Annotated in this window: 24 protein-coding genes and 1 pseudogene; 16 read left to right on the top strand and 9 right to left on the bottom strand. The window is 71.6% G+C overall.

Annotated elements, in window-relative coordinates:
• The first annotated feature begins 533 nt into the window (after window positions 1-533).
• The 4 genes from KDL01_RS04985 (at window position 534) to KDL01_RS04970 (ending at window position 5,275) form a co-directional block, all read left to right on the top strand.
• Window positions 534-1,700, top strand: coding sequence for a substrate-binding domain-containing protein (locus KDL01_RS04985; RefSeq protein ID WP_212527126.1), 1,167 nt, complete (start codon window positions 534-536; stop codon window positions 1,698-1,700).
• Window positions 1,697-3,337 carry a sugar ABC transporter ATP-binding protein gene (locus KDL01_RS04980; RefSeq protein WP_212527125.1) on the top strand — a complete coding sequence of 547 codons (1,641 nt, stop codon included), beginning with the start codon at window positions 1,697-1,699 and terminating at the stop codon, window positions 3,335-3,337. The genes KDL01_RS04985 and KDL01_RS04980 overlap by 4 nt, the downstream gene beginning before the upstream one ends.
• Complete coding sequence (locus KDL01_RS04975; protein ID WP_212527124.1) at window positions 3,334-4,350, top strand: ABC transporter permease; 1,017 nt, start codon at window positions 3,334-3,336, stop codon at window positions 4,348-4,350. The genes KDL01_RS04980 and KDL01_RS04975 overlap by 4 nt, the downstream gene beginning before the upstream one ends.
• A 184-nt stretch (window positions 4,351-4,534) precedes the next feature.
• A complete protein-coding gene (locus KDL01_RS04970; RefSeq protein ID WP_212527123.1) occupies window positions 4,535-5,275 on the top strand; it encodes a hypothetical protein in 741 nt (246 codons plus the stop codon).
• Between the two features lie 56 nt (window positions 5,276-5,331).
• On the opposite strand, the gene KDL01_RS04965 is transcribed toward KDL01_RS04970, so the two are convergent.
• Window positions 5,332-5,739 carry a cupin domain-containing protein gene (locus KDL01_RS04965; protein ID WP_212527122.1) on the bottom strand — a complete coding sequence of 136 codons (408 nt, stop codon included), beginning with the start codon at window positions 5,737-5,739 and terminating at the stop codon, window positions 5,332-5,334.
• A 271-nt stretch (window positions 5,740-6,010) separates the two neighbouring features.
• On the opposite strand from KDL01_RS04965, the gene KDL01_RS04960 reads away from it, so the two are divergent.
• From KDL01_RS04960 to KDL01_RS04920, 9 genes and pseudogenes are all read left to right on the top strand, one after another.
• Window positions 6,011-6,571, top strand: a complete 561-nt coding sequence (locus tag KDL01_RS04960; protein ID WP_212527121.1) for a carboxymuconolactone decarboxylase family protein — start codon at window positions 6,011-6,013, stop codon at window positions 6,569-6,571.
• Window positions 6,572-6,700: 129 nt separating this feature from the next.
• Window positions 6,701-7,660, top strand: coding sequence for a LysR family transcriptional regulator (locus KDL01_RS04955; RefSeq protein WP_212527120.1), 960 nt, complete (start codon window positions 6,701-6,703; stop codon window positions 7,658-7,660).
• Window positions 7,661-7,863: 203 nt separating this feature from the next.
• Window positions 7,864-8,787, top strand: coding sequence for a VOC family protein (locus KDL01_RS45100; RefSeq protein ID WP_212527119.1), 924 nt, complete (start codon window positions 7,864-7,866; stop codon window positions 8,785-8,787).
• Complete coding sequence (locus KDL01_RS04945; protein WP_212527118.1) at window positions 8,771-10,297, top strand: NAD-dependent succinate-semialdehyde dehydrogenase; 1,527 nt, start codon at window positions 8,771-8,773, stop codon at window positions 10,295-10,297. The genes KDL01_RS45100 and KDL01_RS04945 overlap by 17 nt, the downstream gene beginning before the upstream one ends.
• The gene (locus tag KDL01_RS04940) at window positions 10,297-11,184 is read left to right on the top strand and encodes a fumarylacetoacetate hydrolase family protein (protein WP_246575955.1); all 888 of its coding nucleotides are present in this window, start codon (window positions 10,297-10,299) and stop codon (window positions 11,182-11,184) included. Before KDL01_RS04945 ends, KDL01_RS04940 begins: the two co-directional genes overlap by 1 nt.
• A pseudogene (locus KDL01_RS45835) lies at window positions 11,181-11,546 on the top strand (VOC family protein); the annotation flags it as partial. The gene KDL01_RS04940 and the pseudogene KDL01_RS45835, both read left to right, overlap by 4 nt.
• Window positions 11,547-11,750: 204 nt before the next feature.
• Entirely contained in the window at window positions 11,751-12,563 is an 813-nt protein-coding gene (locus tag KDL01_RS04930; RefSeq protein WP_212527116.1) for an alpha/beta fold hydrolase, read from the top strand.
• Window positions 12,560-13,054 carry a GlcG/HbpS family heme-binding protein gene (locus KDL01_RS04925; protein ID WP_212527115.1) on the top strand — a complete coding sequence of 165 codons (495 nt, stop codon included), beginning with the start codon at window positions 12,560-12,562 and terminating at the stop codon, window positions 13,052-13,054. Before KDL01_RS04930 ends, KDL01_RS04925 begins: the two co-directional genes overlap by 4 nt.
• A complete protein-coding gene (locus KDL01_RS04920; RefSeq protein ID WP_212527114.1) occupies window positions 13,047-14,207 on the top strand; it encodes a uroporphyrinogen decarboxylase/cobalamine-independent methonine synthase family protein in 1,161 nt (386 codons plus the stop codon). The genes KDL01_RS04925 and KDL01_RS04920 overlap by 8 nt, the downstream gene beginning before the upstream one ends.
• Before the next feature lie 324 nt (window positions 14,208-14,531).
• Here the strand turns inward: KDL01_RS04920 and KDL01_RS04915 are convergent, their stop codons facing one another.
• Complete coding sequence (locus tag KDL01_RS04915; RefSeq protein WP_212527113.1) at window positions 14,532-15,050, bottom strand: GNAT family N-acetyltransferase; 519 nt, start codon at window positions 15,048-15,050, stop codon at window positions 14,532-14,534.
• A gap of 300 nt (window positions 15,051-15,350) precedes the next feature.
• Window positions 15,351-16,256 carry an SDR family oxidoreductase gene (locus KDL01_RS04910; RefSeq protein WP_212527112.1) on the bottom strand — a complete coding sequence of 302 codons (906 nt, stop codon included), beginning with the start codon at window positions 16,254-16,256 and terminating at the stop codon, window positions 15,351-15,353.
• Window positions 16,257-16,343: 87 nt separating this feature from the next.
• Here KDL01_RS04910 and KDL01_RS04905 point away from each other — a divergent pair, with 87 nt between their 5' ends.
• Window positions 16,344-16,907 carry a TetR/AcrR family transcriptional regulator gene (locus tag KDL01_RS04905; protein WP_212527111.1) on the top strand — a complete coding sequence of 188 codons (564 nt, stop codon included), beginning with the start codon at window positions 16,344-16,346 and terminating at the stop codon, window positions 16,905-16,907.
• A 60-nt stretch (window positions 16,908-16,967) separates the two neighbouring features.
• Here KDL01_RS04905 and KDL01_RS04900 read toward each other — a convergent pair whose 3' ends face one another.
• Window positions 16,968-17,624 (bottom strand): DUF4232 domain-containing protein, encoded by a 657-nt coding sequence (locus tag KDL01_RS04900; RefSeq protein WP_212527110.1) that lies wholly within the window; start codon window positions 17,622-17,624, stop codon window positions 16,968-16,970.
• Window positions 17,625-17,757: 133 nt separating this feature from the next.
• The gene (locus tag KDL01_RS04895; RefSeq protein ID WP_212527109.1) at window positions 17,758-18,696 is read right to left on the bottom strand and encodes a hypothetical protein; all 939 of its coding nucleotides are present in this window, start codon (window positions 18,694-18,696) and stop codon (window positions 17,758-17,760) included.
• Between the two features lie 105 nt (window positions 18,697-18,801).
• On the opposite strand from KDL01_RS04895, the gene KDL01_RS04890 reads away from it, so the two are divergent.
• Both KDL01_RS04890 and KDL01_RS04885 read left to right on the top strand, forming a co-directional pair.
• Complete coding sequence (locus KDL01_RS04890; protein WP_212527108.1) at window positions 18,802-19,020, top strand: hypothetical protein; 219 nt, start codon at window positions 18,802-18,804, stop codon at window positions 19,018-19,020.
• 197 nt (window positions 19,021-19,217) lie between these two features.
• The gene (locus KDL01_RS04885; RefSeq protein WP_212527107.1) at window positions 19,218-20,339 is read left to right on the top strand and encodes a DUF4037 domain-containing protein; all 1,122 of its coding nucleotides are present in this window, start codon (window positions 19,218-19,220) and stop codon (window positions 20,337-20,339) included.
• 9 nt (window positions 20,340-20,348) lie between these two features.
• Here KDL01_RS04885 and KDL01_RS04880 read toward each other — a convergent pair whose 3' ends face one another.
• The 4 genes from KDL01_RS04880 to KDL01_RS04865 all read right to left on the bottom strand — a co-directional run bounded on the left by KDL01_RS04880 (window position 20,349) and on the right by KDL01_RS04865 (window position 24,775).
• Complete coding sequence (locus KDL01_RS04880) at window positions 20,349-20,903, bottom strand: hypothetical protein (protein WP_212527106.1); 555 nt, start codon at window positions 20,901-20,903, stop codon at window positions 20,349-20,351.
• Between the two features lie 186 nt (window positions 20,904-21,089).
• Entirely contained in the window at window positions 21,090-22,145 is a 1,056-nt protein-coding gene (locus tag KDL01_RS04875) for an Ldh family oxidoreductase (protein ID WP_212527105.1), read from the bottom strand.
• A gap of 28 nt (window positions 22,146-22,173) precedes the next feature.
• On the bottom strand, window positions 22,174-23,871 hold the full coding sequence (locus tag KDL01_RS04870) for a thiamine pyrophosphate-dependent enzyme (RefSeq protein ID WP_212527104.1): 1,698 nt from the start codon (window positions 23,869-23,871) through the stop codon (window positions 22,174-22,176).
• A 34-nt stretch (window positions 23,872-23,905) separates the two neighbouring features.
• Window positions 23,906-24,775, bottom strand: coding sequence for an amidohydrolase family protein (locus tag KDL01_RS04865; RefSeq protein ID WP_212527103.1), 870 nt, complete (start codon window positions 24,773-24,775; stop codon window positions 23,906-23,908).
• Window positions 24,776-24,836 lie beyond the last annotated feature (61 nt).

Here is a 24,836-nt window from a genome sequence, read left to right as displayed (position 1 = left end):
CGCGCCTTCCGCTGATCTCCGCGCGCCCGGCCTGGTGCGGGCCGGGGCGTCGTCGAGGCCTGAAGCGGAGTCGAACCGCGCGCCAGACGTTTTGCAGACGTCCTCCCGATCCGTCGGGATGAGGCTTCAGGCCGTGCTGTCGGGAGACGCGAAAAAGCCGCCCCGCCCGGGCTGCGTACCCGGTGGGCGGCTTGCGGCCGTCGCGACGACGGTCAGGCCTGAGCGAACCCCGGGAGCCCGAGCGGGCACCGACAGCGCAGACCGCGTGCATATGCGGAAATGCGGTTCATGCGCGTGCCTCCTCGCTGCGGTTCCGGCCGTGGACGGGTTCTGATCACAGTGTCCTGGTTCTCCGTCCGGCGCGCAACTCGTTTGTCCGCGAGCGGATCGGACCAGGCCGCAACCTTAGCCTTCGCGTTCGACGCGGCGGCGCCGCGCAACCTTAGTTGTACGTGAAGACCCTTTCGCTCGCTTCACGCTCTGTTCAGACTTTCGGCCAAGTGATGGGGCTTTCGGCCATGGAGGTATGAGCAATGACGCTTATCAGGAAACGATGGATCGCAATCGGCGCCGCGGCGCTCGCCGCGTCCACCGCGCTCGCCGGATGCAGCTCCGCCAAGTCCGGCGGCGGTTCCACAGCGGGCTCGAGTACCGCCTCGTCCCCGGGGCTGGCCAAGGCTGAGCAAATGGTCCAGACGCTCGAGGCCACCACCGCGAGCTATCCGGTGCCCACGGCCAAGATCTCCGGTGTCTCGAAGCTCGCCGGTCGCACCGTCTACTACATCCCGCTGGTCCAGGCGATCCCCGGATTCGTGGTCACCGCCGCGTCGATGAAGACCGCGCTGGCCGCGGCCGGGCTCAACGAGCACGTCTGCGACGGCCAGGGCAACCCGAGCGCGGTCGCCGCGTGCGTGCAGCAGGCCGTGGCCGCCGGCGCTGCGGGCATCGTGCTCGACGCGGTGCCCTACGGCATGGCGCAGAACGCCCTGGACGCGGCCAAGGCCAAGAACGTGCCGATCATCATCGCGGATCAGTACGCCCCCGCCGGGAACACCAACGACGACCACGTCACCTACGTGCAGGGCGTGGTGGATCAGCCCTCGGACATCGCCTGGTGGGCGATCGCCGACTCCAAGGGCTCGGCCAAGATCATCCTGGCCGAGGAGTCCGACTCCACCTCCTCCGAGCAGTACGTCCAGAACTCGCTCGCCATCTACAAGCAGTACTGTCCCGGCTGTGATGTCAAGGTCAAGATGATCTCGGCGACCACCGACTCCCAGCTGGCCACGGACACGAGCTCGAACATCCTCACCGACTCGGGCGTGGACTACTACTACACCGAGTTCGAGGACAGCCTGCAGCCCACCATCCAGGGCGTGCAGCAGTCGGGCAAGTCCTCCTCGATCTCGCTCTCGGTGGCCGGCGGCTCGGTCTTCGGGCTCGGCCTGCTCAAGTCCGGCTCGGACAGCATCAAGGCCGTGGTCGCGGTGGACCAGGCCTACGCCGGATACGCGCTGACCGACGAGATCCTGCGCATGGCCACCGGCACCGCCCCGGCCGACGAGCCCTTCCCGACCCGCCTGTTCACCACCGCCAACATCGGCACCATCCAGGTGACCACCGCCGCGCAGTCCTCCGGCGCGTGGTTCGGCGACTCCTCCTTCGCCGCGAGCTACACCGCGCTGTGGGGCGTCGGGTGAGCAACCGACGCCTCGAGGTGTCCGGCTTGTCCAAGACCTTCGGCCCGGCCCGCGTCCTGCGCGGTGTCGGGCTGGGGGTCGAGCGCGGCGAACTGCACGGCCTGGTCGGCCAGAACGGCTGCGGCAAGTCCACCCTCGTCAAGATCCTGACCGGCGTCTACCGGCCCGACCCCGGCGGCTCCATCACCGTGGACGGACGTCCGCTCGGCCTGCCGGTGCGCCCGGCGGCACAACGCGAGGCCGGGGTCTCGGTGGTGCACCAGAACCTGGGCCTGGTGGACGACCGGACGGTGTGGGAGAACGTGCGCCTGGGCCGCTACCGGGCCGGGCGGGTGACCCGCCGCATCGACCGGGCGCACGAGCGGGCCGAGGCGGCCCGGGTGCTCGCCCGGCTCGGCCACCCGCTGGACGTGGACGCCCCGGTCGGGCGGCTGTCCGCGCAGGACCGGGCGGTGGCCGCGATCGCCCGGGCGGTGCAGGACCACCAGCCCGGCTCGGGCCTGGTGATCTTCGACGAGTCCACCCGGGCGCTCGGCCGCGAGGCCAGGGCCCGGTTCTACGAGCTCGTCAAGTCCCTGATCGCCGAGGGCACCTCGGTGCTGCTGATCTCGCATCAGCTCGAGGAGGTGGTCGAGGTCACCGACCGGGTCACCGTGCTGCGCGACGGCGAGGTGGTGGCCGCGGGCGTGCGCACCGCGGAGGTGGACGAGGCCGAGATCACCCGGCTGATGCTGGGCCGGCACCTGGTCACGCACGGGCGGGTGGCCGGCCACGTCAGGGACGAACTCGTCGCCGACGTGCGCGGCCTGGCCGCCGGGCCGGTGTCGGGGTTCGACCTCGCGGTGCGCCGGGGCGAGATCGTCGGGCTGACCGGCCTGGTCGGCTCCGGCTTCGCCGAGGCGGCCGAGGCGATCGCCGGGGCCAGGCCGGCCGCGAGCGGCACCATGCGGGTGCTCGGGCGCGAGCTGGACCTGACCCGCCGCCGCGGCAGCACGCAGGACTTCGTGGCCGCGGGCGTCGCCTTCGTGCCGGAACGCCGGCTCGAGGAGGGCCTGGCCGGGGAGATGTCGGTGGCGGAGAACCTGACGCTGCCCCGGGTGCGCGGGCGTGGCAGTGCCCTGCGTACCGGCACGGCCTGGCAGCGCGAGGAGAGCGCGGCCATGATCGCCAAACTGGACATCCGCCCGCCGAACCCGCAGGCGCCGATCTCCACCCTCAGCGGCGGCAACCAGCAGAAGGTGCTGCTGGGCAAGTGGCTGGCCGGATCCCCCGACCTGCTGGTGCTGCACGAACCCACGCAGGCCGTGGACGTCGGCGCCCGCCACGACATCATCGACGCGGTCCGCCGGGCCGCGCAGGACGGCTGCGGGGTGCTGCTCGCCTCGATCGACCCGTCCGACCTCGCCGTGCTGTGCGACCGCGTGCTGGTCGTGCGCGACGGCCGGGTGGCCGCGCGGCTCGAGGGCGAACTCGAGCCCGACGCCATCTCCCGCGCCGTCTTCGGCGACGGCGACGGCGGGGACGGCGGCGACGGCGACGCACCCGGGGCGCCCGACGTATCCGGCGCGCCCGGCGCGAATAAGACCAGTGACACGAGCGAGGCCGGCGAACGGTCCGGAGAGACGGTGGAGCGGTGACGGACACGGAACTCGTCCAGGAGGGGATCGCCCCGCCCGCCGCGGCGCGCCCCGGCGGCGTGATCGGCGCGCTGGCCAAGCAGATCGGCTCCCGCTACGCCGTGGTGGCGGTGTGGATCGCGATGATCGCGGCCTACTCGGCCGCGGAGCCCGGCACCTTCTTCACCACCGGCACCTTCCAGGCCATCTTCGACTCGCAGCAGACCCTGGTGTTCCTGGCCATGGCGCTGCTGTGCACGATCACCGTGGGCGAGTTCGTGGACCTGTCGGTGCCCTCGGTCTACGGCTTCGCCGCGACCGTGCTGCCGGTGCTCGCGGTCGAGCACGGCTGGCCGGTCTGGGCCGCCTCGGTGGCCGCGGTGCTCGGCGCGACGCTGGTGGGCGCGATCAACGGCTTCCTGGTGGTGAAGGTGGGGGTCAACACGATCGTGGTGACCCTGGGCATGAGCACCTTCATGCTCGGTATCAGTTTGTGGATATCGAACATGAACACCATCAGCGGCCTGCCCGCCGGCTTCGACAAGATCGCGGTCACCGACGTGGGCGGGCTGCAGATCTCGTTCTACTACGGCCTGCTGCTCGCCGCCGCGTTCGCCTACGTGCTCTGGTGCACCCCGCTGGGCCGGCACATGCGCTTCGTCGGGGCCAACCGCGAGGTCAGCCGGCTGTCCGGGGTCCGGGTGGACCGGATCAGGTTCGGCGCGTTCGTCGCGGCGGGCGCGCTGGCCGGCCTCGGCGCCGTGGTCGGCGACGCCTACTTCGGCGGCTTCAACGCCTCGTCCACCTCCAGCCTGCTGCTGCCGGTGTTCGCCTCGGTCTTCCTCGGCACGGCCGTGGTGGAGCCGGGCCGGTTCAACCCGGTCGGCACCTTCATCGGGATCTACTTCCTGTCCACCGGCATCCTCGGCCTGCAGCTGCTCGGTCTCCAGGAGTGGATCTCCAATGTCTTCTACGGAGGCGTGCTGGTGACCGCGGTGACCATCTCCACCCTGCTGCGCAAGCGCGTGGTCTGACCCGGTCGAACCCGGCGCGTTCGATTCCCGGCGCGGGCGGCGGAAATCCCCGCCGCCCGCGCCGTGCCGGGCCGTGCGGGCCTGTGCGGGCGCCCGTGCGAACAGACGCATGCGTATGGCGGCGCTCTGCCACGCCCCGTAGAGTGGTGGCGTCGAGACGTCGCCGATGTGGTAGAGAGGGAGCATGGTCCAGCAGTCCGCTCAGGCCGCCCCCGTGCGCCCGGCCGAGCGGGTCGTCCCCTCGGTGGCGCAGCTCGTCCTCGTCGTCCTCGCCGCCGTGCTGACCATCGCCACCGCGGCGTTCTACATCCCGCGCCAGATCACCTCGGACGACTTCGCCGGCGCGCCCGCCTGTATCAGCGGCGCCCGGTCCGACTGCATCACCCACACCCCGGTGACGATGTCGCTGCGCGGCCAGTCCGGCACCGGCGGCAGCGCCGTGCAGTGGGTCGACGTCCAGGGCATCGGGACCGGCATCACCCAGGTCAACCTGCACGACGCGGCCGCGGCCTGGGCCCAGCTGCAGCCCGGAGAACGCGGCACCGCGCTGGTCTGGCGCGGCCTGGTGGTCGCGCTCGCCTTCAACTCCTCCGCGTTGGAGACCCCTGACTGGCCGGACTATCGCACCATGCGTGTGTTCTGGTGTTTCGTTCCGGCGGTGAGTCTGACCGTCGCGGGCGTGCTGCTGTGGATCGTGCCACGCCGCCCCCGCCACCGCGGCCTGGTCGACCTCTCCGCCGTCTGCGTGCTGTTCGCCGGACTGATCTACGCCCTGATCGCGATGCTCGTCGGCCGCCCCGCCCCGCTGCTGCTCGCGCCGGTGTGCGCCGGCGTGGCCGCGGTGGGCCTCGGCGGCCGCCACCTCACCCGGCTGCTGTGGCTGCGCAGGATGCGGCGGCAGACCGAGGCCCTGATCGCCCGGTGAGCCCGGCCCCGCCGTTTCGCGGCCTCGTGGCTCAGCCCTCGTGGTCCCCTCGGGACTCAGTCCTCGACCATCCGGTCGTCCGCCGAGAGGTGCTCCACCGTGCGGCCGGTCTGGGTGAAGGTGCGCGTGACGTAGTCGGTGTCGTAGATCCACAGGATCCGCATCGGCTCGTCCCCGGTGTTGCGGAACAGGTGCGGGATCCCGGCCTCCACGTACGTGGTGTCGAACTGCTCCAGCGGCGTCACCACGCCGTCGATCACGCACTCGCCGACCCCGCTCAGCAGCGTGACGTGCTCGACGCAGTTGTGCGAGTGCATCGGCGCGCCCGTGCCCACCGGATAGGTGCTGATGCCGGAGGTGATGGTGATCTTCTCCGCGGCGGTGTGCCGGGTGATGAGCGGGATCGTCTCCACGCCGCCGCCCCGGCCGAGCCGGGTGACGGACGCTGCCTTGATGATGGTCATGCTCCGAGCCTAAAGGCCCAGGTGCGCCGCCGGTCGCGCCGCACGCGAACACTAAGCCTGCACGCCGGGGCGGCCCAATCGGCGCCGAAGCGTAGACAAGATCCCCCGTCCGCGGCGAAGGTGGCAATGGCTCACTAACCGCCGTCGTCGGGCGCCGCACCTCGCTTCGGGTCGCGCGCCGTTCCACTCCGGAACGCCTCCTTCGCCTCCCGCGGCGCCCGACGGCGGTCAGTGACCGATCCGCTACCGAAACCGACGAAGGAGTCCGCCCATGCGTCTGGGGCCCCTGACCGAACTGAGCCCCGAGCAGGCCGAGCTCAGCGCCCGCATCACCGCCCGCCGCGGCGGCACCCGCGGCCCGTTCCTGGTCTGGCTGCGCAGCCCGCAGCTGTGCGAGAAGGTCGAGGCGCTCGGCGCCTACTGCCGGTTCGAGTCCGCGCTGCCGCTGCACCTGCGCGAGCTGAGCCTGCTCATAGCCGCCCGCCACTTCGATGCCCAGTACTCCTGGAACGCGCACATCGACAAGGCCGTCGAGGCCGGCGTGGACCGCGACGCGCTCGAGCGCCTCGCCCGCGGCGAGGACCCGGCCTTCCCCGACCCGGATGCCGAGCTGCTGCACCGCTTCGCCACCGAGGTCCTCACCGAGCACCTGGTGGCCGACGAGACCTTCGCGGCCGGCCTCGAGCGCTTCGGCGAGCAGGGCCTGGTCGACCTGATCGGCTCCCTGGGCAACTACTCGATGCTCGCCATGCTGCTCAACACCTTCCAAGTCGATCTTCAGCCGGATCGCCAGCCTCCCTTCCCCGACCTGCGCGGATACGCTCGGACCTAGCCCGTGGGCCGGCCGGGATCGCAGAACACCGCTTTACTTGCCCGGCCGGCCGCGAGACAGTCCCTCCTACCCGGATGATCACTCACCATCACCCGGGCTCGCATTCCAGGTATGCAAAGGAGCACGACCATGGACCGGATCACGGTGATGCGCAGTTTCGTCGGCGTCGGACGGCACGGCAGCTTCAGCCAGGCCGCCCGCCACCTGGGCATCTCCGGGTCGCTGGTCTCCCGGCACGTCGCCGAGCTGGAGAACCAGCTCGGCCTGCGGCTGGTGAACCGCACCGCCCGCACCGTCACGCTCACCTCGGTGGGCCGGCGGTACTTCGACTTCTCCCAGCGCATCATCGAGGAGATCGAGTCCGAGGACGAGGCGCTGCGCGGCATCCACGACCGGCCGGAGGGTCCGCTCGCGGTGATATGTCCGAAATGGATCGGGAATCTGGACCTCGGCGAGGCGATCGCCGACTTCGCCGTGGACCATCCCAAGATCCACGTCAGGTTCGAGGTGGGCGGCATGTCCGACCGCACCTTCGACTTCCTGGACAAGGGCTACGACATCGCCTTCCACACCAGGGAGCTGCGCGACAGCACGCTCCTGGTGCGCCGGATCACCGGGATCGACTACGTACTGTGCGCGGCCCCGTCCTACCTGGAGGGCCGCCCGCCGCTGACCGACCCGGTGGTGATGGCCGAGCAGGACTGCCTGGTCCACATCAACGACCCGATCTGGACGCTGCAGCACGGGGACGAGCAGACCCGGCTGAAGGTGGTCTCCGCGGTCTACTCCTCCAACAGCTACCTCACCCTGCGCAAGGCGGCGCTGCGCGGCCGGGGCGTGGCCCTGATGCCGATGCGCACCGTCATGGCCGACCTGGCCGAGGGGGCGCTGGTCCGGGTGCTGCCGGAGTACCAGGGCCCGGCCCGCTCGCTCTACGCGGTGCACTCGCCCGGCTCGCACACGATGCGCAAGGTGCGCGTGTTCCTGGACTACGTCTCCGCGTGGTTCCGCAAGTACCCGCTCACCCCCGCGCCCCTCGCGCTCCCGCCGCAAGCTAAGAATGCAGCTCAGGGCGCATCCGGCTCTTGATCACGATCAACGCGGCGACCTAGCCTGTGGGACACCGCGCCGCGCGCGGCGCACCGCGGGCAAGCGCACCACGACACACCGCGGGCAAGCGCACCACGACACACCGCGGGCAAGCGCACCACGACACACCGCGAGCAAACGCACCACGCACACCGCGAGCAAACGCACCACGACGAAGACGACGGCCCAGGGAGCGTGCCGAGGTGACCATCATCCGTATCGAGCGAGTCGTCTACGCGGTCGACGACATACCGCACTGCACTCGTTTCTTCGAGGACTTCGGCCTCGAACTCGCCCACGCCGACGACTCCGGGGCGACCCTCACCACCGCCACCGGCCAGCAGATCCAGCTGCGCGCGGTCTCCGACCCGGACCTGCCCGCCCCGCTCGAGCCCGGCAACACGCTGCGCGAGGTGGTCTGGGGCGTGGACGACGCCGAGCACCTCGAGCAGCTGCGCACGCGGCTGGCCGAGGACCGCGACGTGCGCGTGGACGAGGAGGGCGTACTGCACACCACGGACGAGACCGGCTACGGCCTGGGCCTCGCCCTCGCCCGCGTCGCCGAACCGCAGATCGACCGCCCCGGCGTCAACGCCCTCGGCGCGGTCACCCGCGTGAACCGTCCGCTGGACCCGCCCGGGCGCGTCAGACCCCTGCGGCTGTGCCACGTCGCGCTGAACATTCCGAAGCAGGGCCAGGAGCAGGCCGTCGAGTTCTACCTCGACCGCCTCGGCTTCCAGGCCACCGACGTCGTCAAGCCCATGGGCGTGTTCATGCGCGCCCCCGGCGACCCGGACCAGCACAGCATGCTGCTGTGCCACCGCCCGGACCGCGCCGGGATCAACCACACCGCCTACGAGGTCGCCTCCTTCGACGAGGTGATCACCGGCGCCAACCACATGATCGACTCCGGCTGGCGGGAAGCGCGCAAGCTGGGCCGGCACACCATCGGCTCCAACGTCTTCCGCTTCCTGCACGCCCCCTGCGGCGGGCGGGTCGAGTACGCCGCCGACATGGACCGGGTGGACGACACCTACGTCACCCGCGTACACGGGCAGACCCCGCCGCATCACCTCTGGACCCTCCAGACCAACCGGGACGGCGAAAACCATGACGCAGACCACTGAGACCCACGGCGCTCCCGCGGCCGGTTCGGGCGGGGCGCAGAGCGCTGAGGCCGCCGGTGCCGCGGCCGGGTCGAGAAACTACCCCGAACTGCGGCTCCTGATCGACGGGGCCTGGAGCGCGGGCGCGGGCGGGCGGACCGAGCCGGTGCTCGACCCGGCCACCGGCGCGGTGCTCGGCCACGTCCCGCTGGCCGAGGCCGCCGACCTGGACCGGGCCCTGGCCGCGGCCGACCGCGGCTGGCGGGTCTGGCGCGACCTGCCGATCGAGCAGCGCACCGGTGTGCTGCGTAAGGCCGCCGGGCTGATCCACGCCCGGGCCGAGGAGATCGGCCGCGCGATGACCCTCGAGGAGGGCAAGCCGCTCACCGAGTCGGTCGGCGAGGCCCACCGCGCCGCCGGCCAGCTCGAGTGGTACGCCGAGGAGGCCCGGCGGGCCTACGGGCGGATCATCCCGTCCGGTCCGGGCGAGGAACTCAGCGTCGTGCGGGTCTCCTGCGGCCCGGTCGCCGCCTTCGTACCGTGGAACTTCCCGGCCGGCGGCCCCATGCGCAAGATCGCCGCCGCGCTCGCGGCCGGCTGCTCCATCATCATCAAGCCCTCCGAGGAGACCCCGGCCAGCAGCGTCCTGATGGCAGAGTGCTTCCAGCAGGCCGGCCTGCCCGCGGGCGTGCTGAACCTCGTCTTCGGCGTGCCCGCGGAGGTCTCCGCGCACCTGATCCCCTCTCCGGTGATCCAGCACGTCGCCTTCACCGGCTCCATCCCGGTCGGCAAGCTCCTCGCGGGCCTGGCCGCCGCCGTGATGAAGCCCACCACGATGGAGCTCGGCGGCCACGCCCCGGTCGTGGTCTGCGAGGACACCGACCCGGTCGCCGCCGCCAAGGCCTGTGCCCGCGGCAAGTACGCCAACTCCGGCCAGGTCTGCACCTCGCCCAGCCGCTTCTACGTGCACGAGAGCCACTACGACGCGTTCGTCGAGGCCTTCGTCGCGGCCAGCGAGGCGGTGCGGGTCGGCAACGGGCTCGACGAGGGCGTCGCGATGGGCCCGATGGCCAACGCCCGCCGCCGCGAGGCAGTGCACGAACTCGTCGAGGACGCCCGCAAGCGCGGCGCCCGCGTGCTCATCGGCGGCGAGCTGCCGGACGGCCCCGGCTTCTACTACCCGCCGACCGTGCTGGTCGACGTGCCCGAGGACGCCCGGATCCTGCACGAGGAGCCCTTCGGCCCGGTCGCCCCGATCCTGCGCTTCACCGACCTCGACGACGCGCTCGAGCGTGCCAACGCCCTGCCCTACGGCCTGGCCGCCTACGGATTCACCGACCGCGCCGCCGTCGCCGACAAGCTCGTGCGCGGCTTCGAGGCCGGAATCCTGTCGATCAACCACTGCGGCGGCTCGGTGCCGCAGGCGCCCTCCGGCGGGTTCAAGGAGTCCGGCCACGGCCGCGAGGGCGGCGCCGAGGGCCTCGACGGCTACCTGGTGACCAAGCGCGTCTCGCACAAGCTGGCCGTCTGATGCGTTGGAGCAGGATCCTGCATCAGGGACGGCCCGTGACCGCGATCGTCGAGGACGAGCACCTCGCGCTCGTCGAGGGCGACCCGTTCACCGGCCACCGGCGCACCGGCGAGCGCATCCCGCTCGCCGCCGCCGTCTTCCTGCCGCCGGTGATCCCCCCGACGTTCTACGCCGTCGGCTACAACTACGCCGCGCACAACGCCCAAGCCGCCGCCCGCACGTCCACGGCCGCCATGGCGACGATCGGAACGTCGGCAGCCGATGCGGCTGCGGCCGGAGCGTCGGCGGCCGGTGCGGCTGCGGCACACGTGCCCGTGAACGGCGCGCCGGCGAAGGCTGCGGCCGAGCGGCCCGAGGTCGGTTATCGCGCTCAGAGTGCGTTGATCGGGCACGGCGCCGCGGTGATCAAGCCGGCCGACTGCACCGGGCCGTTCGAGTGCGAGGCCGAGCTCGTCGCCGTGATCGGCCGCGACCTGCGCCGCGCTTCCCGCGACGAGGCCGCCGACGCGGTGTTCGGCTGGACCGTGGGCAACGACGTCAGTGCCCGTACCTGGCAGCGCGCCGACCGGACCCTGTGGCGGGCGAAGAACAGCGACACCTTCAAGCCGATGGGCCCGTGGATCGAGACCGACCTCGACCCGCTGGCCGACGGTGTGGCCACCACGGTCAGCATCGACGGCGTGCCGGTGGCCGCGTTCCCCACCGGCACCATGATCTTCGACCCCTACGCCTACATCCAGGAGATCTCCCGCTACATCACCCTGCGCGCGGGAGACGTGCTGTGGATGGGCACCGACGCCATGGTGGAGATGCCCGTGGGCAGCACGCTCGCCATCGACATCACCGGCCTCGGTACCCTCGCCAATCCCGTGACGGAGGAATCATGAGTAATCGACCTGCGTATATCCACCACGTGAATTTCCCGACCACCGATCCCGAGCGTACCAAGAAGTGGTACACCGAGGTCTTCGGCCTCAAGGCCATCACGCCCAAGAGCAACACCAAGGTCGTGTTGATGACCCGGGGCAACTTCGACCTGCACTTCACCCCGGTCGAGGAGATGGACCGGATGTCGCCCTACCACTTCGCCATCGAGGTGGAGGACTGGGACGGGTTCCTCGCGCATCTCAAGGAGCTGGGTATCCGGCACACCCGCCCGATCGAGCGGCCGGAGAACTTCTCCAAGTTCTGCTACATCCACGACCCCGACCACACCATGATCGAGATCGTCTACCACGCCAAGCGGCCCGGTGGCCCGGGCGGTCCGGGCGGTCCGGGTGGACCCGGCGGTGCGCCCGGAGGTCCTGGTGGCCCCGGCGGTGCGTCCGCCGCGCCGGGTGCCCCGGCCGCCGCTGACGCCCCGACCGCTTCCGGTGCCGAAGCGCCCGCCGCCAACTCGGCCGACGCCGCCCGCGCCGCCCTCGCTGCTCCCGCTGAAGGGAACTGACCCACCATGCCCTTCGCCACGTCCTCCGACGGCACCCGGATCTACTTCGAGCAGCACGGCGCCGGACCGGCCGTCCTGTTCGTGCACGGCTCCGGCGGCCACCACGCCGCCTGGTGGCAGCAGGTCCCGGCGCTCGCCGACCGCTACACCGTGATCACCCTCGACCTGCGCGGATTCGGCAGTTCCGACTCCGGCATGGACGAGTTCGACAGCCGGGTCTTCCCGGACGACATCCTCGCCGTGCTCGAGGCCTCCGGCGTGGACCGGGCCGTGCTGGTGGGCCAGTCCATCGGCGCCGCCGCCGCGCTCAAGGCCGCGCTGCGCGCCCCCGAGAAGGCCGCGGGCGTCGTGCTCGGCCACTCCCTCGGCGGCATCGCGGACGACGAGCTCGCCGCCCTGGTGCGCGCCGACCGGGCCGAGGCGGAGAAGCTGCCCGTGCTCGACCGGCTGCTCACCCCCGCGTTCCGCGCCGCCGACCCGGCCAAGACCTTCCTGTTCCGGCAGATGGGCACGTTCAACACGGCGAAGATGGCCGACCTGCGCAACCTCAACGTGGACGGCCCCAGCGTCGAGCGGGTGGTCGAGTCCGGCCTGCCGATCTGCTTTTTGGCCGGCGAGCTCGACGCCGTGCTGCGCGCCGACACCGTGCGCGCCGCGGCCAAGCGGGTGGCCGGATCAGTGCTCGAACTGGTCCCGGACGCCCCGCACTCCATGTACTGGGAGGCGCCGGAGCTGTTCAACGCGGCGCTCGAGCGCTTCCTGCGGCACGTCTACCCCCACAGCGATGTGGACTCCACGAGCGGATCGGTGAACCGATGAGCAGCCCCAGCCTCGACGAAGCCATGGCGATGATCGAGAACGCGCAGGCGCGCGCCCTCGCGCTCGGCAAGGCCTTCAGCGTCGCCGTGGTCGACTACGGCGGCTACACCGTGGCCGTGCAGCGGATGGACGGCGCCCGCCCGATGACCCCGAGCATCGCGCTGGCCAAGGCCTACTCGGCCGCGGTGATGCAGCGTCCCACGATCATGCTCAAGGGCTGGTCCAACAGCGACCCGGTGTTCTTCGGCCAGGTCGGGCGAATGGGCCACCAGCCCATCGTGGCCACCGGCGGCGGCTACACCCTCAAGCGCGACGGCGCGATCCTCGGCGGCCTCGGCATCTCCGGCGGCAGCCCGGAGGAGGACGAGGAGATCGCCCGCGCCGTGGTGGCCGAGGCGGGCTTCGACATGGACTTCCCCGCCTGGGCCGGTGCCAAGAACGCGGCGGCCGCCGCGGACGGACAGAAGCCTGAGGAGGCTCACCGTGGCTGACGACTTCAAGTACCACATCGACCACCACGCCGGCCTGCTCACCCCGCCCGCCCTGGCCGAGGCCCGCGCGGCCCACGCCGCCGGCACGCTCGGCGATGCCGAGTTCGAGGTCGCCGAGGACCAGGCGATCCGCGAGGTCCTGCGCGCCCAGCGCAGACTCGGCCTGTCCTCCCTCGGCGACGGCCAGCTGCGCCGCCGCAACAGCCTCGCCCCGGTCTACGACCACGTCGACGGCTTCGCCGCGCAGCCCTCCGCCCCGGGCCCGATCGCCGGCCTGGTCGGCCCGGCGCTGGCCCCGGAGATCAGGGCACTGACGGGCACGCCGAAGCCGAACGGCAGGCTGGTCGAGAACGAGGCCGCGTTCCTCGCCGGCGCGATCGACCGCTCCCTGCTGCTCGCCCTTCCGTCCCCCGGCTACGTCCTGGCCCTGAGCCGCGACGCCGCCGCGCCACCCGACGGCGCGTCGGAAGCAGGAGCCGACGCGAAGACGAACGCGGCGGAGGCGTCGACGGAAGCGGCGGCAGCCCTTGCCGCCGTCATCCGCGAGGAGATCGTGGCCGTGGCGCAGCAGGGCATCGCCTACGTACTGCTGCAGAACCCGCTCGCCGGCGTGCTGCTGACGACGGACGGCCGCGAGCGCGCCCAGGCCGCGGGCGTGGACCCCGACGAGCTGCTCGACGCCATGCTCACCGCCGACGCGGCAGTGCTCGAAGGCCTCGAAGCGCGCACCCCGGAGGACTTCCGGGTCGGCCTCGACCTGACCACCGCGGGCGCGGCGCCAGGCGCGCAGGACGCGGCGGGCGCGGGCTACGACGCGTCGGCGGTCACCGCGTTCCTCAACCGTCAGCCCTACATCCGCCTGTGCGTCGAGTACCCGAAGGACGAAGCCGCGCGCTTCCCCCTCGAGCTGCTCAAGCCCGGCACGGTCGTCTCGCTCGGCGTCGTGGACGTGTCGAACGAGGAAGTCGAGGACGTGGACGACGTCGTCGCCCGCATCGACGTGGCCGCCGAAGTCGTCGACATCGACGACATCGCCATCTCCACCAACGGCACCTTTGCCGCCGCCCCCGCCGCGGTCACCGAAGTGGTGCAGCACGCCAAGCTCCAGGTCGTGGAGATGACCGCCCGCTACTTCTGGGGCAACGAGCTCTGACGGCCCGCGCTGCGCGGGCGCGGGCAGGGGAGCAGGGTCGGCGACTGGGGGAGGTCGCCGGCCCTGCGCGTTCGTTACAGGGTTCTGTGGTCCTGGCGCGGACGTTTCGCGGGCGCGTGGCGCGATCATCGGTGTCTCCGATCGGTGAGGTGCGGATTCGGTGCGCGGATGGGGCATGGGGACGTTGAGACGCTGATTGCCTGCCGTGGTGCGTCGGTTTTGGGCGCATGCTCTATGTATGAGTGTGAATTCGGGGCTTATGTGTGACATGGGGCGTCGCAGGCCCGCCTTCTCCTGCCGGCGGGCGAGGGTCTGGACCTGCCTTCAGCTCAGGTCGATCCAGTAGCGGCGCTGGGGGCCGAGTTCGGTGGCGACGATGCCTTCGAGGATGCCGCCGCAGCGTTCGATGGTGCGGGCGGAGGGGATGTTGTCCGCGGCGCAGGGCATCAGGACTCGGTCGAGCCCCAGTACTTCGCGGGCCTCGGCGAGAGTCTGGGTGAGCGCCCAGGTGGCGACGCCGCGGCGGCGCGCGGAGGGGCGGATGCCGTAGCCGATGCGGCCGAAGAGGTCGTCGGCCTGATGGCGCAGGGCGATGGCGCCGAGGATCTCTCCGTCCTCGACGATCCAGTGGGGCGTCCAGTGCGGCCTGTCGGGGCACGGCTGCGTGCGGGGGTGCAACTGGCTGCGCATGCGGCGTACCCAGGTCGCGAAACCCTCGGGCGAGTCGACGTCGTCGCGTTCGTCGATGCCGAAGCCGTCTTCGTGCTCGCCGGGGCCCCAGTCGGCGCGGCAGGCGCGGAAGGCGTTGTAGAGGTCTGTGTCAGGTTCGATGAGCTCGATCATGGTGCGCAACCGTAGTCACGCTCGGCATTCCCGGCCATGCGGCATTTAGAGCGCGGAGGGGCCGGTGGTGGGGGTGGAGTGTGGTCCCGCGTGGGTCCCTATGTGACTGCGTCTTCGGTTCTGCGGGTGTGGCGGTGGCGGCGCGGACGGGGCAGCTGTGGCGTACGCCTCGGCGGCCGCCCGAGTGGGGCGGCCGCCGAGGCGTGTGATGTGCGCCACTCTTTCCATGCTGTGCGGCAAGGGCAAGGGCAAGAGCGAGCGCCGAGCGCGAGTGGCGTGCGGTCGGCGCAGTGCGGGCTTTCAGGCGAAGTAGTGGCCCGAGCGGACGTCCTCGATCCAGAGCGGGTGGGTCGGCTCCCAGCCCAGCACGGCGCGGGTCTTGGCGTTCTCCACCGGCGCGTCGAGGCCTGCGAAGGCTGCCAGGAAGCTGAGGTACTTCGGCGCCTCGTCGGCGGTCACGCTGCGGGCCTCGACGCCGAGTTCGGCGGCGATGGTCTCGGCGATCGTCTTGAACGGGATGCCGGTGTCGGTCACGCCGTGCAGGCGGGAGCCGGCCGGGGCCTTCTCCAGGGCCAGGCGGTAGAGCGTGGCGGCGTCGCGGGTGTGCGCGGCCGGCCAGCGGTTGGCGCCCTCGCCGATGTAGGCGGCGAAGCCGTTCTCGCGGGCGCAGCCGATCAGCACCGAGGTGAAGCCGTGCTTGTCGAGGTCCGAGTGGACCATCGGGGCCAGGCGCACGACCGAGGAGCGCACCCCTCGCTCGGCCAGGCCGGCCGCGAAGTTCTCGCTGTCGATGCGGAAGCCGCCCGGCAGCGTGTCGTCCTCGGTGCCGGGCTGCTCGCGGATTTCGGTCGAGGCGAGGATCAGCACGCCGGACGTGCTGACGAGGGGCTTTCCGGTCCCGGTGAGCCCCTCGGCGAGGGCCTTGACCGCCTTCAGGTCGGCTTCTGCGGCCTCCTGCCTCTGTCCGGTGATCATCAGGCCGTGGTTGAAGGCCAGGTGGATGACGCCGTCGGCCTCCCGTGCCGCGGCGGTGAGTCCCTCGAGATCGTCCAGATCGCCGCGGCGTACCTCGGCGCCGTACCCCGCGACCTTCGCGGCGGAGGCGTCCGAGCGGGCGAGGCCGACGACCTGGTGACCGTGGGCGAGCAGTTCGGGGATGACGGCGGAGGCGATGTGGCCCGAGGCGCCGGTGACGAACACGCGCATGATGAGTACTCCCGTGAGGTGATGTCACTTGGTGTCATGCACCAGCCTAGCTCACGACACCAGGTGACATCAACTATGCTGAGGGGGATGTCACGCTGGGAGCCCGACGCCGCCAGCCGCCTCATGAAGGCGGCGACCGAACTGTTCGACGAGCAGGGATACGACGCCACGACCGTGGCCGAGATCGCCGAGCGCGCCGGACTGACCAAACGCACCTTCTTCCGCCACTACGCGGACAAGCGCGAGGTGCTCTTCAACGGCTCGGGGCAGCTCGAGCGCTGCTGGCTCGAGGGCATCGAAGCGGCTCCGGCCGACGCGGAGCCGCTCGCCGCGGTGGCGGCCGGCTTCGACCCGGTCGCCGAGATGTTCGCCGAGCGCCACGCCTTCGCCCGGGTGCGCTCGCGGATCGTCCAGGCCAACCCGGAGCTGCAGGAGCGCGAGCTGATCAAGCTGCACAAGCTCGCCGGGGTGGTCAAGGGCGCCCTGCTGCGGCGCGGCGTCCCCGAGCACGCCGCGACCCTCGCCGCCCACGTCGGTCTGGCCGTCTTCAGCGTCGCCTTCGGCCACTGGGTCGAGCAAAACGACCCGGCGCGGCTGCGGGCGCTGTTCGACGAGTCGCTGGCGCAGATGCGGTCGGTGACCTCGGCGTAGGTCTCGGGGGCGGCGAGGGTCTCGGCGGCGATAACAGCGCCGACCCGGCGGTCAGCGCCGTCAGCGGCCGCTGGTACCGGCGACGACCGGGTTGACCTCGAAGCCCCAGCACACCGGGGAACCGCTGTCGGGCGGGGCCAGGTGCGTCGAGGTGGTCTGATTCGGCGCGGTCACCAGCAGGGTCGTGGCGCCGTAGCCCGCGCAGTCGGCGGCCGAGACGTCGGCGCTGCCGTTCTGCGGGAAGTGCTCCCACGCGAGGAACGTGGAGGCCGACTTGCCCGGCTCGATGGTGACGGGCGACGCGGAGCCCCCGCCCACGCGCTCGGCGTCGAGCTTGCCGCCGCCGGGCAGAGTGAGTTCGGCGCCGGGGTAGCCCTGGAGGGAACAGGCGCTCGTGCCGGAGTCGGTGAAGATCAGCGTCAGGTAGGAGTGGCCCGAAGCCGCCTGGTTCACCCCGGTCTGGATCGTGAGCTGGGCGGCGGAGCACGCCGGGACGGCCGTTCCGGCGGGCGCGGCCGACGTCGCAGGGGCCTGTGTAGTGACTTCGACACTGCTGGGCGACGCCGCGGGTGCGGTGGTGGTGGGCGCGCCCGCGGCCGACGTGCTGGTCGGCGTGCCGCTCGACGTGCAGCCCGCCGCGGCCGCCGCCAGGGTGGCGAGCGTCGCGGCGGCGAGAAGCACGCGGCGGCCTCGGGCATCGTGTGCGTGAACTGACATGGGTGTCCCCCGGGCTTCGTGTCATGGCTCTGACTTTGTATCTGCTTCGCTCTTCGTCCACTGAGACGATCGGGCGGCGCGATGGTTGAGTCGGAGATCTCGGCGCCGAGCGGCGTGGGGCGGGGTGACGGGGCTAGAACTCCCAGGCGAAGCCGGCCACGGCGTTCTCCAGCACCTCGAGGTGCTGGACCACGGAGTGCTCGCGGTTGAGCGCGGCCGACTGGGAGTGGGTGACGACGTCGTCGGGCTCGCGGTAGTCCCGCCACTCCGTCCAGTGGACCGAGCGGGGCAGGCACCGCGGGTGGAACTCGACCCGGAACATCAGGTCGGTCAGGCGCTGGTGGGTGGCGTAGCGGAAGCAGGGCTCGAGGGGGGCGTCGTTGCGGAAGATCGTGGAGAACTCCATCGGCACGGCCTGGCCGATGGACAGGGTCTCCGGGAGCTGTACGTCCACGGCCCAGTGCGTGCCCTGGAGCTGGTACGGCTCGGACGGGGCGCCGCCGAGGACGAATTCGAGCTCTACTTCGCTCAGGTCGAAGGTGTACGGGTGCACGCTGTAGCCGTCGACCAGGGCCCTGATGGTCTGGATGGTGCGGTGGCGCACCGGCTGGCCGTCGGCGCCGAGGTAGTGGAACTCGTGGCGCTGCACGGTCTCGTAACGCCGCTTGGTGCGGGCGGCCGGGTTGGGGCGGGCGATCGGGGGCATGTCGCCGATCAGGACGCGGGGGGCCGCGGTGCCGTCCCAGAGCCGGGCCAGGGTCTCGCAGTGCGCCTCGCTCATGGCGAACGCGTCCATGAACAGCTCGAGCGTCTCGCGGGTCAGGATCCGGCCGACCAGGGCGCGGTAGACGGTGTCCTTGATCCGCTTGGCGTCCTCCTGGTACTCCACCTCGACGGCCGTGTCGCCCAGGCGGTGGACGGCCAGGACGTAGGCGACGGCCATGGTGTTGACCTTGTTGCTGCGATTGCGGTCCCCGCGGTAGTACCACTGCCGCCGGTATTCGGTGAGAAGCAGTTCATTGAGATAGTGGCCGGCCAGTCTGACGCCGCGCGAAGTCGCCGTTCCCGCCATCACGCCCCTCCCCGGAAACGCGTGCGAAATAGCTGCTAAATAGGCATCCTACGCTGGTTTCACGCTTCGGATGTGGGAATGCCGGAGCCGATCAAGGAGATCGCCATGACCGGAAACGTCCCCCCGCAGTACTCCAACTCCGCCTACCACCAGCAGGCCGACGCCGAGCGGATCCGCCAGGCGCAGGAATACCAGCGCCAGCAGCAGGAAGCCGCCAACGCGGCGCGGGAGGCGGCCGAGATCGCCGAGCGGCAGCGGCGCGCCGCGGAGAAGGCGGCCGCGGACCAGGCGGCGCGGATGCGCCAGACGCACCAGCGCCACTAGGGTTCGTCGGTCACAGCCATCGCATAAGACTCCTTCATAACTTTCGAACCACGGATGAACAACTCGAAAATAAGGGTACGAGCAGTCCAGCGCCACACCGCCGCCCGGCCGGGCACTCCGGCCGGGCGGCGGTGCTCTGTCTCCGGTCCTCGAAAACCGTTCGCGGGCAGGCCGCAGGCCGTGCCACAGTGGCGCGCATGTCGCCGTCGCCGCCGCAGCCGTCCCACTCGCCCCGGCCGCCGGCCGCGTCCCCGCCGGTGTTCATCCCCGGGCTCGAACTCTCCCGCCTGTTCTTCGCCGAGGTCCTCGCGCCCCTGCTCGACTCGGAGATGCCCGGCCTTGCGTACTCCGCGGCGCTGCTCGGCTGGGGCTCCGACGTGCAGGGATTCGACACGCAGCGTTCGACGGACCACGCCTGGGGGCCGCGCCTGCAGATCTTCCTGAGCGGCGAGGACCACCGGGCGCACGCCGTGACGCTCGACGCGCTCTTCGCCCGCGAGCTGCCGGCCGAGTTCCGCGGCCACCCCGTGCGCTTCGCGTTCCCGCACGGCACGGCCGAGCGGCACTGGGTGCACATCCACGACCTCCACGCCTACTTCAGCGGCCACCTCCTTGCCGATCCGGACGAGGGACTCAGCGCGACCGAGTGGCTGATGGTGCCGACCCAGGTGCTGCGGGAGCTGATCGGCGGCGAGGTCTTCCGCGACGACAGCGGCCTGCTCGGCTCCTATCGGCGGGCTCTGGCCTGGTACCCGGACGAGGTCTGGCGGTACATCCTGGCCTGCCAGTGGACGCGGCTGTCGGACGAGGAGGCGTTCGTCGGCCGCTGCGGCGAGGTCGGGGACGAACTCGGCTCCGCGGTCGTCGCCGCCCGGCAGGTTCGTGACCTGATGCGGCTGTGCCTGCTGATGAGCCGCGTCTACCCGCCGTACGGCAAGTGGCTCGGCACGGTCTTCGCCTCCCTGCCGTGCTCGCGGACGCTCGGCCCGATCCTGGCCGACGCCCTGGGCGCACGCGAGTGGAAGGAACGGGAGCGGCACCTGTCCGCGGCGTACGAGTTCGTCGGCGCGCTGCACAACGAGCTCGGCCTCACCGAGCCGGTCGACGCGCACGTCCGCGACTATCACAACCGGCCGTTCGAGGTGCTGCACGCGGAGCGGTTCGCCCAGGCGCTGCTTGCGACGATCCCGGACCCGGCGGTGCGGGGGCTGCCCCTGGTGGGAGCGATCGATCAGTACGTCGACAGCACCGCGATGACGGATCACAACCACGTCGCGGTGCGTTCGGGCTATATCGCGGGTCCGGGAAGCCCGGCCTAAGGCCCACGCTCAGGGCGCGGCGAGGTCGGCGTCCACGATCGTGGGCAGCGCGTTCCCGGCGTAGGTGGCCAGCTGCTCGGGGCCGTCGAGGTAGGGACACCCGAGCGCCAGGTCGAGCCCGACCACGCCGTTCGCGTCGCCTGCCAGGATCATCACCCGTCCGGTGCGGACGCACGCGGCGGTGTGGGACGTGGTCGTCACCGTGTTCAGCGCGGCGGCCAGCGGCGCGATCGAGGCGCTGGTGGTGAGCAGGGCCGACCCGTCGAGCTTCGAGTCCGTGTCGGAGAAGCGGCACAGCAGCACGCGGTTCAGCCCGGCCGGAGCGAGCGTCAGGATCCTGCCGTCGGGTACGGGACCGGCCTGCTCTGGCAGGCCCTGGTCGAATGTTTCCCAGAGCGCGCCGGATTCCGGGCACGTGCCGGACTTCCACGAGGCGATCATCGCCTGGACCTGCGAGGTGTCGTTCAGGCCGGGGCCGCGGCCGGTCGAGGGTGAACACGCCGCCGTCCCGCACCCCAATACCGCCGCGAGGATCAGGCCACGAAGTATCCGTCCGGACCGCATGTGCCCAACACCCCGAATCCCCGCGCCCCACAACGCTTTCCGCCGAACGCCGAACACTGACGGCCATCGTCGCAGAGCCCGAATGCCCGGTCAACGCGAAGAGGCCCGTGGCCCCCCGCACGGGGCCACGGACCTCGGCTCAGTCGCCGCTGCCGGCACGGGCGTGCACGCGCGAGCGTCCGGTGGCTACGCCATCTCCTGCGGCACGGTGACGCCCTTGTCCGCGGCGAGGCGGGCGAGTTCGTCCACGAGCTTGCGCGGGAGCGGGACGCCGGAGGCGGAGCGCTCGTCCAGGGTGTGCGCGCCGCGCTCGCCGGGGACCAGGATCTCGGCGTCCGGATCGGCCTTCGGCAGCGCCTTGATGGCGTCGACGGTGTCGTCCACGATGCCGCGGAACTCCTCCACCGGCGCGAACGCGGCGATGTCGATCGCCATGAGCAGCGCGTTCTGGCGGTGCCTGCGGCCCTCGGGCTCGCCGGAGTGGTAACCGGTGACGATCGGGTTGCCGGTCAGGCCGCCGGCCAGCATCTCGAACAGCAGCGACATGCCCGCGCCCTTGGCCCCGCCCACGGGCAGCGGGATCGCGGCCTCGGCCGGGTCGGTGGTCACCCGCCCGTCCCTGGTGATCGCCGCCCCCTCGGGCAGCTGCTTGCCCTGCGCCTTGAGCTGGGCGATGCGGCCGAGCGCGATCACGGCCGTGGCCATGTCCAGCAGGACGGTGGGGTGCCGGCCGGCCGGGACCGCCACCGACAGCGGGCTGGTGGCCACCGCGGCGCTGTCGCTGCCGGGGTAGGCCATGTTCGGCACGCCCGCCACGATGCCCATACCGGCCATGCCGTACTGCGCGGCGCGCTCGGTGTAGTAGCCGATGGCGCCGGTGTGCACGGTGCCGCGCACCGCCACCCAGGCGGCGCCGGCCGAGCGGGCCATGCTCACGGCCTCGTCCATGGCCCGGGTCAGCGCGACCGGGCCGGGGGCGGCGTCCGCGTCCAGGATGGCCACGGCCGGACGCAGCACGTCGACGACGATGTTGGGGCGCGGGTTGGCCTGTCCGTTCTCGAACAGCTCCAGGTAGCGCGGGATGCGGGAGACGCCGTGCGAGTCGACGCCGCGCAGGTTCGCCCAGACCAGGACGTCGGCCACCGTCTCGGCGTGCTCGCGGGAGACGCCGTGGGCGGTGAACAGGTCGCTGACGAGGGTGCGCAGGGCCTTGTCCGGCACGGCGACACGGGCTTGGGGCATATCAGTCTCCGAGGTCAGTGGGTGGTCGTCAGCGGGTGACGCGGACGTCGACGATCGCCGTGACGCCCGAGCGCACGGCCTCCAAGGCCTTCTCCAGGCCCGCGCGCAGCTCGTCCGGGTCGCTCAGGGTCAACCCGAGCATCCCGAAGGGTCCGGCGAGCGCGGCGAGGTCGGGCTGGTCCGACAGGTCGACCCCGTGGAAGTCCGCTTCGTTCACGGACGCGCCGTCGGGATAGAACCGCAGGTGGTTGAGTTTCATGGACAGGTACTGCCGGTTGTTGAACACCAGGATCAGCAGCGGCAGGCCCAGGGACTTGGACGCGCTGAGCGACTGCACGATCGGGTTGTACAGGAACGAGCCGTCGCCCACGGTCAGCGCGACCTCCCGGTCCGGGTCGGCCAGCTTCACGCCGAGCGCCACGCCGATGCCCTGGCCGAGCCCGCCCTGCACGTAGCTGTAGCGTCCCGGCCGGTCGGCCTTGAGCCGCTGCTGCACGACCCGCGCGTGGGTGATGGTCTCGTCGACCACCGCCGCGTCCGGGTCGAGCAGCTCGCGCAGCACGTCGACCACCTCGGCCGGGTCGATGCCCGGGGCGGCGGGCGCGGAGTGCGCCAGGGCCGGCGCCTTCCGAGACGCATGCGCGTCGGCCGCCTCGGCCTCGCGCTCGGCCACCAGCCGCGCGTCCACGTCGGCCTGGCGCATGGCCTGCGTCAGCGCCCTGAGCGTGGGGCCGACATCGCCCTCCAGGTACTGGTCGGCGCCGAGGACCTGGTAGTCGACGTACGGACGGTGCGGTACGTCGTCGATCACCAGGACCCGCGAGTCGGCCGGGCGGTTGCTCGGCGGGTAGTACGGCGCCCGGCAGCACACCAGCACGATCAGGTCGGCCTCGGCGAACAGCGCCGTGGCGTCCCCGCCGCGGTGCAGCCGGTGCGTGCGCGGGAAGTTCGCGCACACCGCGGACTGCGGCTCGACCACCGGGATGGCGAGGGACTCGGCGAACTCGACGAGGGCCTCGAAGCCGTCCGGGTGCCGGCCCGCCGACTCGGTCACGATGACCGGCCGCCGGGCCCCGGCCAGCAGCGCGGCGGCCCGCTCGAGCTCGGCCGGGGTGCTCACCCGGGCGCCGGGCTCCGGCACCGGGCGCGCCGCGGCCGGGCGGCTCCACGGCTGCAGCAGCACCTCCATCGGGATGTTGAGGTACACCGGTCCGGCCGGGGCGCGCCGGGCCAGTTCGGCCGCCCGCACCACGTGCCCGTACGCCGTGGAGGCGTCCCCGACCTGCGTCGCCCACTTGGTGAACGGCGCCGCGACGGCCTGCGGGCCGCCCACGATCGAGAGGTTGCGGTACCACTGCGAGCCCGGGTCGGTGCCGGTCTCGCCGTACCCGGTCGACTCCGCCGACGCGACCACCATCGGCACGCCGGTCAGCAGCGCGCCGTGGATCCCGTTCGCGCCCTGCAGCAGACCGGGCACGGCGTGCAGCAGCACGAGCTGGGGCCGCCCGGTCGCCAGGGTATAGCCGGTGGACATGGCGACCGCGAGGGTCTCGTGCATCAGGTCGATGTAGCGCGGACCCGCGACACCGTCGCGCCGCTGCCTGGCCAGCGCCTCCCACACCGGGGCCCACTCGGAGCCCGAGGAGCAGAACACGACGTCGACGCCGATGTCCCGGCAGGCGGCGAGGACCGCCTCGCCGCCGTCCAGCTGTGCTGTTTCGGTCATGGCTTGTACTCTTCCCGTCCTTCTCGGCCTCGTCCTACTTGGCGTCGTCCGGCACCGGCCAGCCGAGCACGTCGCAGATCCCGCGACCCATGATCCACTCGAGCTGCTCCTCGGTGAAGCCGAAGTGCTTGGTGAACTGCTCGATCGTGTCGGTCCAGGTGATGCCGTGGCCCATCAGGCGGGTGATGTCGGTGCCCCAGAAGGCGCGCTCCGGGCCCATCTTGTCCACGACCTCGTGCACGTACTTGGCGATGTTGAGGTTCGGGAACGGCTGCGTGCTGTAGCCGGGGATCGCCGACACCTTCACGTAGATGTTCGGGTGCTTGCACAGGTCGGCGGTCTCCTGCACCCAGTAGCCGATCGCGTCGTCCACGCAGCGGGCCATGATGCCCATGTGGTCGATGATCAGCTTCAGGTCGGGGTGGCGCTCGGCGATCTGGCCAAGCTCCGTCTTCCATATCGGCGCGTGCACCATGGTGACCAGGCCGAGCTCCTCGGCCAGCGGCCAGTACCAGTCGTTGGTGCCGTCGATCATCCAGTTGCGGTCGATCGGCCGGTGGAAGGTGAGCCGGGTGCCCTTGACGTGCGGGTTCGCGGCCAGCTCGCGCATGAGCTCGGCGCCCTCCTCGGGCTTGTTCTGCGGCACCCGGGCCATCACGCCGAAGCGGTCGGGGTGGGCTTCGCAGGCCTCGAGCGCGTAGTCGATCCGGTCGCCCTCCCAGGACGGGGGCAGGATCAGGGCGCGGTCCACGCCGGCTTCGTCCATGAGGCTCAGCGCCTCCTCGTAGCTGAACGCCTCCTCGCGGTGCCCGTTGAGCCGGATCCGCTCGCGCGCGCCGGGGACCCAGGGGCGGTCGGGGGTCTCTTCCTTCCACACGTGGATCTGGGTGTCGACGATGAACATGCGGTCCTCGCTATCTGTGTTCTGGGTGTTTCGTGCGATCTTCGGGGTGGGACGGTGTGGC

The sequence above is a fragment of the Actinospica durhamensis genome, from assembly GCF_018139695.1.
GTDB classification, from domain to species: domain Bacteria; phylum Actinomycetota; class Actinomycetes; order Streptomycetales; family Catenulisporaceae; genus Actinospica; species Actinospica durhamensis.
This window is presented reverse-complemented; position numbering and strand designations above follow the sequence as displayed.